We start from the raw sequence: 14,717 nt of genomic DNA, 5'->3' as shown, positions 1-14,717 counted from the left end.
CGGCTTCGGTCTTCCTTACCCTCTTTTCAAGTTTAAAAATCCTACTCGGAGAATTAGACCAAAATGATGTAACTAGAAATGGAATGGAGTCTATGTAGATATCTTGTTTATTCTCTAAGGCAACTTCCCCGTAATAAACCGTTTGATTCTTATCGAAGATCCGAACTATTAACCTGTGTTTGTATCCACCGAGTAAGGAATCTCCTCTCGCTGTCTCAAGACCTAAGTCAATCAATACCGAAGGATTCTCTCTATTCCTTTTCCACCATAGCCTTGTCGCCTTGACTTCAAAAACCTTAGTTAAATGTGCGAAGTCATACCCTTCCCTATAAACGAAATCATAGGTTTGATTCACCCTGATTTGATCTAATCCATAGGAAGAAATCTCTGTTTTAACTGTAGATTGGCAATTGAATGCGATTAGTGTAAGTGTTTTTTTATGTTAAATTAGTAGGCTCCTTTGGTCATTTTAAACCGTTACTTTAACAAGCATAATTTGTACAATACATTTGTATGGCACACTTATGTTACGTATTTTTGGAAATCGGGACATAATAAGTCAAAAACCTTGACGAATTATCTACGATCCGTAAAGAATCGTTTATATGACTCAAGCCGAAACAGTGGAAAAAAGCTCGAAAAAGAGGATTCTAGGGGATACTACAGGAAATGAACATCTTACCCCTGATTCTTCCAAGCCCACTAGGTCTTTAGCACACACTAACCCACTTAGAAGCTCCCTCAGACCCCGCAAAAATAAACCATTCAGAAATTACACAAACCCCCTCAAAGCTTCTCCAGAACTCGACAAAATCTATGCCACAAAAACCTTAACGATACTTTCCAAATTATTTCCTAAGTCCTGCAATTGTCCTAACCCCAATTTAGTTTTCCACAAATTCAAAAACAGACCTACAATGGCAAGATGTAGTAACTGTTACAAACAGGTTAGTATAACAGCTAACACCCCTTTAGATAGATTCAAATTACCCCTATCCTATTTTTCATATATCCTAGAAAATCAAATTCTAAGTTACCCTAAGTCTTACACTTCTAGCGAGATTTCCAGAAAGTTAAATTTACCGTATAAGGCTAGTTATAGACTCAAAAGACGAATTCAAATCTTTTGTTCGCTACTTAATGATAAACTAAGGGAACAAATGTATCGGGAACTAGATGAACATTATAAGAAAAATCCAATCACACTTCCAAAGGAAGGAAGTTATAAAGAAATAGCTAAGGAAAACCCTGTTTGCGTAGCAGATTCAGTGATTTTGTTCAGTTCAAGTTTGAGAGCAAACTCTTTCCGTTCTAGAAGATATAACACTGGAACAAGTTCAATATATCTTTCCAATTCTGTAAGAAACGGAGAGCAAATGGGAATTTTGTGCCATACTACTGGAGTTGTCGGCAAGTGGACATTCTATGAGTCCTTACCATTAGCTAACAGTTATTATCTTCAAAAAGATTTAGAATCCAAAATTCCTAAGAGTGCAATTCTTTGGACAGATCAAGGTTATGAATTTTTGTGGGATTATAAAAATCATAAATCTGTGAACCATTCGAAGCGAAGTAATGATCCTAGATACAATATGTCTAGGGAAAGGTGGATTACTAAGCAAGGTGTCACTAGTAATAGTGCTGAAGCAAAGAACGCACTTATTAAGGGAAGCTTTAAGGCTTATCAATATATAACCCCACGCCTCTCAAAATTGTATATGGATGAGTTCTCTTTTCTTTCTAACGTGAGGTTTGCAGAACACTTGAGAGAGCTTCTAATTGGGTCTAGTGTGTGTGAAGGAGATAAGTTTTGCTCGAAGGGGGACTCGAACCCCCACACCTTGCGGCACTACCACCTCAAAGTAGCGTGTCTACCAATTCCACCATCCGAGCGGGTGTATGTAGGACAGGTTAGGAAAACGGGTTCTTTCGTCAAGGAGATGAATTTTCTCTTGTCACTCCTCCTTGCCATTCGGTAGGTTGTAGGGGTCATCCATATGCAAGTATCCGATCTAACCTTTCGACTCAAACTCCTCTTTATCGGTTTTTTTTCTCCCCTTCTTATTTTGATTGGTCTCCTCCTTTCGGCGCCCTACTGGTTGAAATCATCTGAAACTTACCAAAAATCAGATGCAGCTGTTTTAGAGATAACAACCACTCCGCTCACAAAAAAGAATTTAAAAGCGGTTGTCACCTTATCCAGCCGCTCTGATTACAGAAAACTGATTCTTGTTATACGAGAAGATAAATCGCAAAACCAAGTTTTTTCCCCTTTGGAAATCGAATCCAAAATTAAGGAACAACTTGTCTCACAAGGTATGAGCCAAAACTTGCTCTCTTCTCTTGTAATCCAAACATCCAAAATGGGTGACACAGACGAGGCATCCAAAAACCTATTAAAAATAGCCGTTTCCGATAACCTAGGAAGCATTTTACTTCTCTGTCGGGAGTATGAAACCAAAAGAGTTTTAGGAACCTATCGTAAAACCTTAGCCAGTTTGCCAGTCAAGGTTACCGCTTACGGATTTCCTTCAGAGTTCTCAGGTTCCAATTGGTTTTTAACCGAAGATGGGGTCAGAGAAATCACTGGTGAATTTGTACGTTATCTGTATTCTTATATTAGAGGTATCCTTTAAATGGATGAAATTAAAGATTCCAACGAACTGATTGAACAACGCATTCAAAAAATTAACGATTTAAAAGCAAAAGGAATCAATCCTTACCCCCTTCGTTTTTTTCCCAATGCAGATTCAAAATCCCTAATTGCAGGATTTGATCCAAACCAAACAGAAAAAAAATCATTCAAACTGGGTGGACGTTTGCATGCAAAACGTGTGATGGGTAAGGCAAGTTTTGCTCATTTAAAAGATGCAGAAGGACTTATCCAACTATATGCGACCCGTGATGATTTAGGAGAAGAAAATTATTCTCTGTTCAAATCATTGGACTTAGGAGATTGGATTGGAATCGAAGGTTGGTTATTCCAAACACAAAAAGGAGAAACCACACTCCACTTAACAAGCGTTCAACTTCTCGCAAAATGTATTCGCCCTCTTCCTGTTGTCAAGGAAAAAGACGGAGTAGTTTATGATGCATTTTCTGACGTAGAACAAAGATATCGTATGCGTTATGTGGATTTGGTCGTGAACGAAAATGTAAGAGAAACATTTAAAATGCGTTCCCGAATTATTTCCGAAATTCGTAAATTTTTAACAAATGAAGGATTTTTGGAAGTTGAAACTCCAATGATGCAACCGATTGCTGGTGGCGCTGCGGCAAGACCGTTTGTCACCCACCACAACACGCTCGATATGGAACTGTTTCTACGAATTGCTCCTGAGCTCTATTTGAAAAGACTTATCGTGGGTGGGATGGATCGGGTGTTTGAACTCAATCGAAACTTTCGTAACGAAGGGATTTCCACAAAACACAATCCAGAGTTCACGATGATGGAAGCCTATATGGCTTTTGGTGATATGGAAACCATGTTATCTCTCACAGAAAGAATGATTGTATCTGTAGCACAGTCCATTGGCAAAGGTCTAAAATTTGCTTATGGGAAAGACCAGATTGATCTTTCTCCTCCATGGAAACGGGTCAAATACATTGATATTATCAAAGATTATTCAGGAATTGATTTTAGTAAAATCACAGATCTAAAAGATGCAATCGCACAAGCAAAAGCCAAAGGTGTGGATTCTTCTGATTCTGTATCCATTTGGAAGGTATGTGATGATGTGTTTAGTTCGCTTGTCGAACCACACCTCATCCAACCTATCTTCATTACTGATTTTCCAAAAGAACTCTCACCGCTAGCTAAGTCCGGGGAAGATGACCCAAAATATGTGGAACGATTTGAACCTTATGTGGCTGGACGTGAAATTGGCAACGCCTTCACCGAGTTAAACGATCCTTTTGACCAAAGAGAAAGGTTTGAAGAACAAGTAAAACAAAGAGAAGCTGGTGATGATGAAGCCTTTATGATGGATGATGATTATATCCGCGCTTTAGAATATGGACTTCCACCAACAGGTGGACTTGGGATTGGAATTGACCGGCTCGTGATGTTACTCACAGACTCACACTCCATCCGGGATACGATCCTATTCCCACTTATGAGACCGGAATAGGATTTAAGAACCAAACCATACTGGCCATGAAAACTTTTCTCATGGATAAACTCTGAGAAAAGTTTTTGGGAATAAAAAAAGCCTCTGCGGATTTTTTCCGAGAGGCTCTTTTTATTTAACAATCCTAAACGATTACTTTTTGTTGATGTTGAGTTTTGGTTCTGACTCGATGGTGCGAATCAGTTTGGACAAATTCGACTGAAAGTTTGCTGTTTGCCCCGAACTTAGACTGAAGTTGATGGTTTCCTTTCTGTTTGTATAACTAACCGCAATGTTTTGGCTTTCTCCGATTTTCGGGATGAGTTCAGATGAAATCGCAGAGCTAATGATGATGGTATCAGAATAGTCAGTATTTGTCCGTTTGAGATTATACCAAGTATCCCCTAACTTTAACGACACACCAATGGGAATATCTACGTCAAAGGTTCCTATTTCATAGAGAAGGAAATACTGCACAATGCCCGTGCCGTTGTCCCTTTCTGCTTTAAAATACATACAAGGGCGTTTTCCAGGAAACAACCCAAGAAATTTTCGCAAGCAGATATCCTTAGAAATTGCCGTTTGTTGCTCTAAGGTTGGTTCCGGTGTGACCACATAGGCTTTGGTTCCTGAGCAGGAAACAACAACCAAAAAAGTGAGAAAAATGGAGGAAATTCGGGTGAGGGAGAAGATTCTTTCCATGGTAAGCTCAACCTTTTTCGAGGTGCAAGGTTTAGCAAAGGAAAAAATCCTGTTCCTATGGTATCTTATCCCAAAGGAAAAATAAAAGTCCTACTCCTGGAAAACATCCACAAGGATGCTTACGAACTTTTCCACCGAGACGGTTTTGACGTCACCCTCGTCAAAGATGCAATGGAAGAAGCGGAACTCATCGAAAGAATTTCAGATGTACATGTTTTAGGCATTCGCAGCAAAACAAATGTTACAATCAAAGCTCTTGAGAATGCTAAAAAATTAATGACCATCGGATGTTTCTGCATTGGAACCAACCAAGTGGAATTAGAAGAAGCAGAAAAACGTGCTGTCCCTGTCTTCAATGCGCCTTACAGCAATACAAGGTCGGTGGCAGAACTTGTGATCGCGGAGATCATTATGCTGGCACGAAAAGCAACCGATCAGTCTCGAGACGTCCATTTGGGTAAATGGAATAAAATTGCAAAAGGTTGTTTCGAAGTCCGAGGAAAAACACTCGGGATCATTGGCTACGGACATATTGGATCACAAGTATCCGTACTCGCCGAATCCATGGGAATGAAGGTAGTTTTTTACGATATCATTTCTAAACTTCCTCTTGGAAATGCATCTTCTGTCCATAGTTATGAAGAACTACTCAAACAATCTGACTTTATAACCTTCCATGTTCCCGAAACAGATGAAACCAAAAATCTATTTCGCAAAGAACACTTGAACCTTGTAAAGCCAGGTGCTTATTTATTAAACCTATCTCGCGGGAAAGTATTAGAAATTGATGCTCTTGTGGAAGGATTAAAAACGGGGAAACTTGCGGGTGCCGGTGTGGACGTATTCCCAGAAGAACCAAAATCAAACGATGATCCGTTCTTAAGCCCACTCCAAGGTTTGCCAAACCTAATCCTTACGCCACATATCGGTGGTTCTACGGAAGAAGCACAAAAAAACATTGGAACTGAAGTTGCCGAAAAACTGTTGAAATATGTAAACAATGGATCAACAACTTTTTCTGTGAACTTTCCCAATATTGAGCTTGGAAATTTAAAATCAGGATACCACCGAATTTTAAACATCCACCAAAACCAACCAGGATTTTTAAGAGATATCAACTCGATCATTTCCGATTTAGGTGGGAACATTTTAACACAAAATTTAAGCACCTCATCTAATATTGGTTATTTGAGTATGGAAATTGATAAAAATTTGGGTGATGAGTTAAAAGACAAAATCAAAGCCCATAAACATTCCATTCGGACTCGAATCCTGTATTAAGAACTTGGGAAGGAACCATCCAAATGATCGAAATCCTTCCCATTTTTACAAACTCTCCCCTTAGAAATTTTAGTTACCTCGTTTATTCAAACAGAACAGGCGAGGCGTATTGTATTGATCCTTTTGATGCAAAACAAATCCTAAACCAATCGAAAAGGTTAGGAGTGAAAATCAAAGGTATACTTAATACCCATGAACATGGAGACCATACTCAAGGCAATTTAGAATTAAAGGAAGAAACAAAAGCCATTGTTTACGGTCATAAAAATGCAAAAGATAAAATACCCGGATTAGATCAAATTTTAAAAGAAGGTGACATTGTTTTTTCCGTGGAGGAAGAATTGCTAACAGTTTGGGACACGCCCGGTCATACATTTTCTCACCTAAGTTTCGTTCGAAAAAACCAAAAAACTATATTAGGAATTTTTTCCGGAGATACTTTATTTAATGCAGGTGTAGGAAACTGCTTTCGAGGTGGAGATCCCCAGGTATTGTATGAGACCATTTCTTCGCGTTTTGAATCCCTTCCTGATTCTTGTTTGCTTTATCCAGGCCATGATTATTGGGAAAATAACCTCAAATTTTCTGAACATATCGACCCCAAAAATGAGTTTCGGAACAGTTACAAATCATCCTTAAAACCTTTTCAAATTTCAGAAATGGATGCGGAAAAAATAATAAATCCTTTTTTTAGAAGAAATACGAACTCAGTCAAAGACCGACTAACAGAGTTAAAAGAAACCTATACCGATGATCGTTCTGTATTTTTGACACTTCGAAAACTAAGAGATCATTGGTAATTTTGTATTTTACAAATGACAAAGAAAGTTTAAACTTTAGCCAATGACGATCATTACTATTTGTTTACTTGCCTCTATTGGCCAAATTTATTTATCAAAAGGAATTGTTGCCATTGCAATGGCAAAAGAAGGAAAAGGATACGACAACCACCATCCGAGGATGCAACAAGCAAAACTTACTGGTTGGGGAGCTCGTGCTAATGGAGCACATCAAAACGGATTTGAGGCATTTTCCATTTTTTCTATCGCCATTTTATTCAACCTACTCCTAGAAGTTGATTTTTATTGGTTAGAGATTCTTGCGATGAGCTTTGTGGCTTTGCGATTTATATATATATATCTTTACATTGCGGATCTACCAAAAGCTAGGTCTACCATTTGGACTTTAGCTTTTCTTTGTACAATGATTATGTATTTACTTCCGATTCTACCTTGAAAAAAATTCATCTGCTCTATCTCAGTGTTTTTCTTTTGGTTGGTTTTTTCCTTTATGCCCAAACAGAAGAAAAAGAGGCACCAAAAGAATCCATCCCAAGAGAGTTTGATTTTCAAAAAGCCAAACGCATTCTAAAAAGATTTTATAAAAAAGTGGGAACCGACTTCTATTGTGGCTGTTCTTTTACTGAAGATAAAGAAAATTTTGGCAGACTCAAAATTGATTTTTCATCTTGTGGGCTCGCAAGCAGAAAAGACCGCGATCGCCAAACATGGATTGAGTGGGAGCACATTGTACCTGCTCATAGTTTTGGAAGCCAACGGGAATGTTGGACACAAAAAAACTGTGAAGCCAATGGGAAATCAGTGCGCGGACGAAAATGCTGCAGGGCAGCTGATCCTGAATTCAACCGAATGGAAGCGGATATGCACAATATTGTTCCCGTTCCCGGAGAAATCAATTCTGACCGAGGGACATTCTCCTACGGCGAAATTGAAGGGGAAGATAGAATCTACGGGCTTTGCGATTTTGAAATCAATTTCAAAGAACAAACGGCAGAGCCGAAATCAAACATCCGCGGGGATATTGCTAGAGCCTATTTTTATATGGAGTGGAAGTATGGAATTCCCGTTCCAGAAAATAGAAGAAAACTCTATGAATCTTGGAACCAACTGGATCCGCCCGATACATTTGAAATTCGAAGAAATGAAATCATTGAGAAAATTCAGAAAGTAAAAAATCCATTTATCGACTGAGTTTTACACGACATTCCGTTTCTAAAAAATTCCGAAACACCATCATTCTCCGGGATGGTGTTTTACTGAAAGGATGAACCAACCAAACACTTCCAAAATTTTTTAAAGGATAGTCTTCTAAAACAGGAATGAATTTTCCCTCTTGGAGTCCTTCCTCAATATCCCAAAAAGAACGAATAAGGATCCCTTTCCCCTTTAATCCCATTTGCACAAGACTTGCTGCATCGTTTGATACAAAATTTCTTTTTTTACTCAAAGATTCTAATGTATGATTTGTCCCAGAAAATTGGAGATTTTTATGAAGGTCTAAATATAAAAGATTATGTGTTTCTAAATCTTTTGGGCTTTGCAATTCTCGATTTGTTTTGAGATAACCTGGACTTGCAACAGCTACAATTCGATTTTTAAACAATTCCACTCCCATTAAACCAGGTGGAATATCCGAACCAACCCGAATTCCTAAGTCAATTGATTCCTCCATTAGATCTAACAAACTATCGGTGACAATGAGTTGGATGGTAATTTTGGGATTTTGGACTTGGAACTTCTCAATGACATCGGCAACAAAATTATGAGACATGGAACTCACACAAGTAATACGGAGTGTTCCCTCTAACTCGTCTTTGTTGGTTAGTGAATTTTCTAATTCTTTGACACTCTCCAAAATGGCTACGACCTTTTGATAAATCAAATCGGCATCTCTTGTCGGGATCACTTTTCTCGTATTTCTATAAAAAAGCTGTGTATTCCAAATCTTCTCCAAACCCTGGATTCGCTTGGCAACAGCAGCCTTCGTCACACCCATTCGACTGGCAGTTTGGGTAAAACTTCGGTCTTGGACCACAAAGACAAAGGTTTTAAGGTCATCAACATCGCGAATGGAAGAAATCATCTCACCATTGTAAACCAAAACGATACAAATTGTCAATTATATGTTATATTGAATATTTTTTATATACAAAAAAGAGAACCAATAAAGACCGGGTTCTATGAATGCAATTGAACTCAACGGAATTTCACTAGCAAGTTTAGTGTTACGAATCGCTATCGGAACAAACCTTTTAGGACACGGCCTAGTCCGAATTGGAAATAAGTATGGAGTTTTTCGAGAATGGATGAACACTCTTTTTTCCAATACACCAATACCATCGACCCTGATTAGTACAATGGGTTACATCATCCCTCCCATGGAACTTCTATTAGGTGTTTTAATCCTAATCGGCTGGCAAACAAAATTAAGTTTATTATTAGCCAGTCTTTTGATGTGTTCCCTTATTTTTGGAATGTGTTTGTTAGAAAAATGGGAAATCGTTGGAATTCAAATGATCTACATGGTATGTTATTTTTTAGCTTTATACTCTGTAGAAAACCAAATTCTATCCATCGATTCATTTTTGAAAATGAGGAATTTATGAAAGCAATCGCAGCTGTTTATGATTCAAACGAAAAAAAATCAGTATTACGAACGTTAGATATTCCATCCGAGCCAATTGGGCCCCATGATGTTCGTGTGCAAATAAAGGCAATTTCTGTCAATCCAGTCGACTACAAAATCAGAAATTCAATTACAATGGAAAATCCAGGTCCTAGAGTATTAGGATGGGATGCTGCGGGTGTGGTGACTGAACTGGGTGGGAAGGTTTCGACTCTACAATTGGGAGAAGAAGTTTTTTATGCAGGGGACCTCAAACGTCCAGGAAGTAATGCTGAATTTCAAGTCGTGGATGAATTCATTGTAGGAAAAAAACCAAAAACTTTAAATTTTAAAGAGGCAGCTTCACTTCCTTTAACAACGATTACTGCTTATGAATCCATTTTTGAAAAATTAAAACTTAATCCTTTGGCAAATAAAACTGTCCTCGTAGTAGCCGGTGCAGGGGGTGTGGGAAGTATTACGATTCAAATTTTGAAACAAAAAACTAATTCAAAAATTATTGTGACCGCTTCTAGAGAAGATTCGATCTCATGGGTAAAATCCCTCGGTGCTGATTTTGTCCTGAATCCCAAAAAAGATTACTTAGAACAAATTCAGTCCATTGGTCTAAAGGGTATCGATGAAATCCTTCTTTTTAGTGATCCAAAAGACCATTTTGAAAACTTAGCCAAAGTGATGAATCCCTTTGGAAATATATGTTCGATTGTCGAATCTGGTTCTCCCCTCAACATGAATCTCCTCAAGTCCAAAAGTAATGGATATTTAAATGAATTTATGTTTACGAGATCCATGTTCCAAACAGAAGACCGAATCAAACAAAAACAACTGTTAGAGGAAATTGGAGGGCTTGTGGATATGGGAAAAATCACCCCGACAAACAAATTAGATTTGGGAGAAATGACAATCGAAAGTCTAAACAAAGCACACGAACTGTTACAAACTGGAAAAACAATTGGTAAAATTGTACTCGGAGGAATGAAAAAATGAATACAGGCCTAAAAGACAAAAAAGTTTTAATCACAGGATCCACAAAAGGAATTGGATTTCAGACCGCCCTTAGTTTTGCAAAAGAGGGTGCCGAAGTTTTCCTCCATGGTAGATCAGATGCTGCAGTGAAAATTGCCACTTCTGAAATCAAATCAATTGTACCGAATGCAAAGTTAGGTGGTGTGTCAGCCGATTTAGCTTTAGAAGAAGGTATCCAAAAACTTACGAAAGAAATTCCATACCTTGATGTACTTGTAAACAATGCAGGGTACTTTGAACCAAAACCCTTTTTTGAAATTAAGAGAGAGGATTGGAAAAAAATGTATGAAACCAATGTCTTAAGCGGGGCCGAACTCACGCAGCACTATTTGAAAGGAATGATCGAAAGAAACTACGGTCGTGTTGTTTTTGTTTCAAGTGAATCGGCCCTAAACATTCCTGTCGAGATGGTGCACTACGGGATGAGTAAAACTGCACAACTTTCCGTATCTCGAGGAAGTGCGGAAGTTTGTAAAGGAACAAATGTGACAGTCAATTCGGTTTTGCCAGGTCCCACTCTATCAGAAGGTGTGGAAGATTTTATCGAATCCCTAGCAAAGGAAAAAGGAAAATCGAAGGAAGAAATGGCAAGGGACTTCATTCGAGAAAACAGACCCTCATCCTTAGCAGGGCGTTTTGCAAAGCCAGAGGAAATTGCAAATGTCATCCTCTTCTTAGCAAGCGATCTTGCTTCCATGATCAACGGTGCCTCCGTTAGAGCAGATGGGGGAGTTTATAAATCCATATAAAACCTGGATTACGGAAGGATCTGTTTTTCTAAATTTAGGAAAAGGAATTTTGCTTCATTTACAGAAAAACGGCAAATTTCCAAGCTGGAACCAGTATGAAAGAATATGACATCATTGTCATTGGTGCGGGAGCTGGAACCAAACTTGTCACCCCACCTTCCAAAATTGGTAAACGAGTTGCTGTTTTTGAAAAGGAAACTCCGGGAGGGACTTGTCTCAACCGGGGCTGTATCCCTTCCAAAATGGTCATCTATCCTTCCGAACTCATTCGTATGGCAACGGATACGGAAAAATTTCCCGTTTTTTTTAAAGAAAAACCCGTAGCAGATATAACTCAGATTTTCAGACGGGTCAATGAAACGGTAAAGTCAGATTCCGATTCCATTCCCCTCGCCTACGAAAAAAATCCAAATATTGACTATTATCCAAAACAAGTTCGATTTATCGATAGTCGCATCCTTTCAGACGGAGAAGAAACATACACCGCCAAACATATATTTATCGTTACAGGAACAAGACCCAATATCCCAGAAATTCCTGGACTAAAAGAAACTCAGTTTTGGACATCCAGAGAGGCTCTGTCCCCAGACAAATTTCCCAAATCCCTTATCATCATTGGAGCAGGATTTATTTCTTTGGAATTAGGTGCAGCTTATCAGGCATATGGTTGTGAGGTGACAGGACTTACCAGAACTGATATTTTGCGAACGGCAGATGGAGAGATCAAAAAGGAATTAAACAAACATCTACCTTTCCCGATAGAATCTCATTATCAAATTGAACAAGTGGAATTCAAAGATGGATTCTTTACTGTAACAGGAGTTACAAAAGAAGGAAAAAGGACCATTCATTCTGCAGAAAGGCTACTAGTGGCTACCGGAATTCGACCTAATACCGATGATCTTGGTTTAGAACATACAAAAATCCAAACAAACACAAACGGATATATCCAAGTGAATGATCACTTAGAAACTACAGAACCTGGAATTTATGCTTTTGGCGATGTGATCGGTCGGTATTTCTTTCGCCATAGTGCCAACTTTGAAGGGGAATATCTCTTCGACCTTTTGTATGGAAAAAAAGAGAACCAACCCATCAAGTACCCTCCGATGCCAGAAGCTGTCTTCACCCATCCTCAAATTGCGAGTGTGGGATTCACCGAAGAGGAACTCATCCAAAAACAAATTCCTTATTACAAAGGTCTGAACCCTTATTCTTCAAGTGCCACGGGGATGGCAAGAATGTCCAATTCTGGATTTGTAAAAGTTCTTGTCTCAAAGGAAACCGAACAGGTGCTTGGTGCTCATATCATTGGTGAAGAAGCAGCAAACCTCCTGCACCAAATCCTACTTGGGATGTATTTAAAAGCCAAACTAGACGATTACTTAGGAATGATCTATATCCATCCCGCTATTTCTGAAATTACAAGAAATGCTTTCCGAAAAGTAAAAGAAGAAAAAGGAAAAGATGTTAAATGAAAAAGTTTTTATTCAATCGTTATGATAAAGAAACATTAAAAAAACGCGTGCAGATGGACACAAGGGAGCGCCGCGTTATTTCATTTTACCGTTATGTGAAACTAAACGACCCAATTCAATTTCGGGACAAACTGTATGATGCTTTTGAAGATTTGGGAATCCTCGGTAGAATCTATTTGGCAAAAGAAGGAATCAATGCTCAATTTTCAATCCCGGTAGAAAACTATGATGCCCTACGTTCTGCCGTAGATTCAATTCCTGAACTAAACAAAATCTATTTTAATGATGCCGTCGAAGATAAAAAAGAAAGTTTCATCAAACTCGCCATTAAAGTTCGAAAAAAGATTGTAGCAGACGGACTTGATGATTCAAAGTTTGATGCTTCGGATGTAGGAACTCATCTAACTCCATTAGAATTTCATGAAGCACTTTCCGAACCTGGCGTGGTTGTAGTGGATTTACGGAATAATTATGAATCTGAAGTAGGACATTTTGAAAATGCCATTCTACCAGATGTCGGAACTTTTAGGGAAGAACTACCTCTGGTGGAAGATCTCTTAAAGGAAAACAAAGATAAAAAAATTCTACTCTACTGCACAGGTGGGATTCGTTGCGAAAAAGCCAGCGCTTATTTGAAATACAAAGGTTTTTCTAAGGTCCACCAATTACGTGGCGGAATTATCAATTATGCAAAGGCAGTGCAAGATGCCGGAATCCCTTCTAAGTTTAAAGGAAAAAACTTTGTTTTTGATGATCGGTTGGGAGAAAGAGTGACCGACGATGTCTTGACAGTTTGTTATACTTGTGGAAAACCAAGCGACAGACATACCAACTGCGCCAATCTCGGTTGCCATGTTCTTCTTGTTCAATGTGAAGATTGTTCTAAAGAACTTCTTGGTTGTTGTTCAGAAGAATGTAAAAATATCATCTTACTCCCAGAAGATGTACAAAAAAACTTACGAAAAGAAAATATCAAAAACAAAAAATATCCGACACACCATCTAACAAGGAAACTAGTAGGAAAATAAATGCAAAAATTTGCCATCGAATTAGAAGGTCTAGAAAAAACTTATGCCAACGGAGTGAAAGCCCTTCGCTCCATTGATCTAAAAGTAGAATCAGGAGATTTTTTTGCCCTACTTGGGCCCAATGGTGCAGGGAAATCAACAACCATTGGAATATTAAGTTCTCTTATTAATAAAACGGGAGGTAAGGTCAAAATCTTTGGAACAAACATTGATTTCCAACCTGACCTAGCCAAAACCTTCCTAGGAATTGTTCCCCAAGAATTTAACTTTGGAATTTTTGAAGCGGTGGAACAAATTCTAATCAACCAAGCGGGATTCTATGGGATTCCTTATAAGGAAGCCAAAGAAAAAGTGGAATACTATTTAGATAAATTATCGCTTTTCGACAAACGCAAGTCTGCTGCGGGCCAACTCAGTGGAGGGATGAAACGAAGACTTATGATTGCTCGTGCTCTAATCCACGATCCTAAACTTCTTATTTTGGATGAACCTACTGCCGGAGTAGACATTGAAATCCGTCGGTCTATGTGGGAATTTTTAAAAGAATTAAACAAAGCAGGAAAAACCATCATTCTGACAACCCATTACCTAGAAGAAGCAGAATCTCTTTGTAAGAACATAGCCATCATCGATAAGGGTGAGATTGTGGAAAACACTTCGATGAAAAAACTCCTCCATCGTTTGGACAAAGAAACTTTTATCATCGACTTAAAGAAATCGATCAAATCAAAGCCAATGTCAAAGAAGTTTTCCTGGGAATGGCTAGACGACCATAGTTTGGAAGTACAATTAGATAAAAAAGATTCAGTAAACCAATTGTTTACAGAACTAACAAAACTAAACTTAGAAGTGCTGAGCCTAAGAAACAAATCCAATCGTTTGGAAGAACTCTTTTTATCATTAACAGGAAAAAACTAA

Annotated in this window: 14 protein-coding genes and 1 tRNA gene; 12 read left to right on the top strand and 3 right to left on the bottom strand. The window is 38.4% G+C overall.

Translation table 11 applies throughout. The features are described from left to right. Window positions 1-1,811: 1,811 nt before the first annotated feature. Window positions 1,812-1,893, bottom strand: a tRNA-Leu gene (locus CLV96_RS01360). Window positions 1,894-1,997: 104 nt separating this feature from the next. On the opposite strand from CLV96_RS01360, the gene CLV96_RS01355 reads away from it, so the two are divergent. Together CLV96_RS01355 and lysS are read left to right on the top strand one after the other, a co-directional pair. Then, on the top strand, window positions 1,998-2,636 hold the full coding sequence (locus tag CLV96_RS01355; RefSeq protein ID WP_004783556.1) for a hypothetical protein: 639 nt from the start codon (window positions 1,998-2,000) through the stop codon (window positions 2,634-2,636). 9 nt (window positions 2,637-2,645) lie between these two features. After that, on the top strand, window positions 2,646-4,130 hold the full coding sequence (gene lysS / locus CLV96_RS01350; RefSeq protein WP_196795767.1) for a lysine--tRNA ligase: 1,485 nt from the start codon (window positions 2,646-2,648) through the stop codon (window positions 4,128-4,130). Between the two features lie 132 nt (window positions 4,131-4,262). On the opposite strand, the gene CLV96_RS01345 is transcribed toward lysS, so the two are convergent. Beyond that, window positions 4,263-4,811, bottom strand: coding sequence for a hypothetical protein (locus tag CLV96_RS01345; RefSeq protein WP_004783848.1), 549 nt, complete (start codon window positions 4,809-4,811; stop codon window positions 4,263-4,265). Between the two features lie 57 nt (window positions 4,812-4,868). On the opposite strand from CLV96_RS01345, the gene serA reads away from it, so the two are divergent. The 4 genes from serA to CLV96_RS01325 are packed head-to-tail and all read left to right on the top strand — an operon-like array spanning window position 4,869 to window position 8,083. Continuing rightward, a complete protein-coding gene (gene serA, locus CLV96_RS01340; protein ID WP_004783864.1) occupies window positions 4,869-6,092 on the top strand; it encodes a phosphoglycerate dehydrogenase in 1,224 nt (407 codons plus the stop codon). A gap of 23 nt (window positions 6,093-6,115) precedes the next feature. Next, window positions 6,116-6,892 (top strand): hydroxyacylglutathione hydrolase, encoded by a 777-nt coding sequence (locus tag CLV96_RS01335; protein ID WP_004783778.1) that lies wholly within the window; start codon window positions 6,116-6,118, stop codon window positions 6,890-6,892. Between the two features lie 43 nt (window positions 6,893-6,935). After that, complete coding sequence (locus CLV96_RS01330; protein WP_004783903.1) at window positions 6,936-7,328, top strand: MAPEG family protein; 393 nt, start codon at window positions 6,936-6,938, stop codon at window positions 7,326-7,328. Continuing rightward, window positions 7,325-8,083: an endonuclease gene (locus tag CLV96_RS01325; RefSeq protein ID WP_420813643.1), complete on the top strand. Its 759-nt coding sequence runs from the start codon at window positions 7,325-7,327 to the stop codon at window positions 8,081-8,083. Before CLV96_RS01330 ends, CLV96_RS01325 begins: the two co-directional genes overlap by 4 nt. On the opposite strand, the gene CLV96_RS01320 is transcribed toward CLV96_RS01325, so the two are convergent. After that, window positions 8,073-9,011 carry a LysR family transcriptional regulator gene (locus CLV96_RS01320; protein WP_243836379.1) on the bottom strand — a complete coding sequence of 313 codons (939 nt, stop codon included), beginning with the start codon at window positions 9,009-9,011 and terminating at the stop codon, window positions 8,073-8,075. The genes CLV96_RS01325 and CLV96_RS01320 overlap by 11 nt on opposite strands. Window positions 9,012-9,072: 61 nt before the next feature. Here CLV96_RS01320 and CLV96_RS01315 point away from each other — a divergent pair, with 61 nt between their 5' ends. From CLV96_RS01315 to CLV96_RS01290, 6 genes are all read left to right on the top strand, one after another. Next, window positions 9,073-9,498, top strand: coding sequence for a MauE/DoxX family redox-associated membrane protein (locus tag CLV96_RS01315; RefSeq protein WP_004783718.1), 426 nt, complete (start codon window positions 9,073-9,075; stop codon window positions 9,496-9,498). Continuing rightward, window positions 9,495-10,505: a zinc-binding alcohol dehydrogenase family protein gene (locus CLV96_RS01310; RefSeq protein ID WP_004783936.1), complete on the top strand. Its 1,011-nt coding sequence runs from the start codon at window positions 9,495-9,497 to the stop codon at window positions 10,503-10,505. The genes CLV96_RS01315 and CLV96_RS01310 overlap by 4 nt, the downstream gene beginning before the upstream one ends. Continuing rightward, on the top strand, window positions 10,502-11,293 hold the full coding sequence (locus tag CLV96_RS01305) for an SDR family NAD(P)-dependent oxidoreductase (protein ID WP_004783812.1): 792 nt from the start codon (window positions 10,502-10,504) through the stop codon (window positions 11,291-11,293). The genes CLV96_RS01310 and CLV96_RS01305 overlap by 4 nt, the downstream gene beginning before the upstream one ends. Window positions 11,294-11,388: 95 nt before the next feature. Then, window positions 11,389-12,771, top strand: a complete 1,383-nt coding sequence (locus tag CLV96_RS01300; RefSeq protein WP_004783627.1) for a dihydrolipoyl dehydrogenase — start codon at window positions 11,389-11,391, stop codon at window positions 12,769-12,771. After that, window positions 12,768-13,799: an oxygen-dependent tRNA uridine(34) hydroxylase TrhO gene (trhO, locus tag CLV96_RS01295; RefSeq protein ID WP_004783548.1), complete on the top strand. Its 1,032-nt coding sequence runs from the start codon at window positions 12,768-12,770 to the stop codon at window positions 13,797-13,799. Before CLV96_RS01300 ends, trhO begins: the two co-directional genes overlap by 4 nt. After that, complete coding sequence (locus tag CLV96_RS01290; protein WP_004783953.1) at window positions 13,800-14,717, top strand: ABC transporter ATP-binding protein; 918 nt, start codon at window positions 13,800-13,802, stop codon at window positions 14,715-14,717. It begins immediately after the preceding gene.

It is taken from the genome of Leptospira meyeri (assembly GCF_004368965.1).
Classification (GTDB): Bacteria; Spirochaetota; Leptospiria; order Leptospirales; family Leptospiraceae; genus Leptospira_A; species Leptospira_A meyeri.
This window is presented reverse-complemented; position numbering and strand designations above follow the sequence as displayed.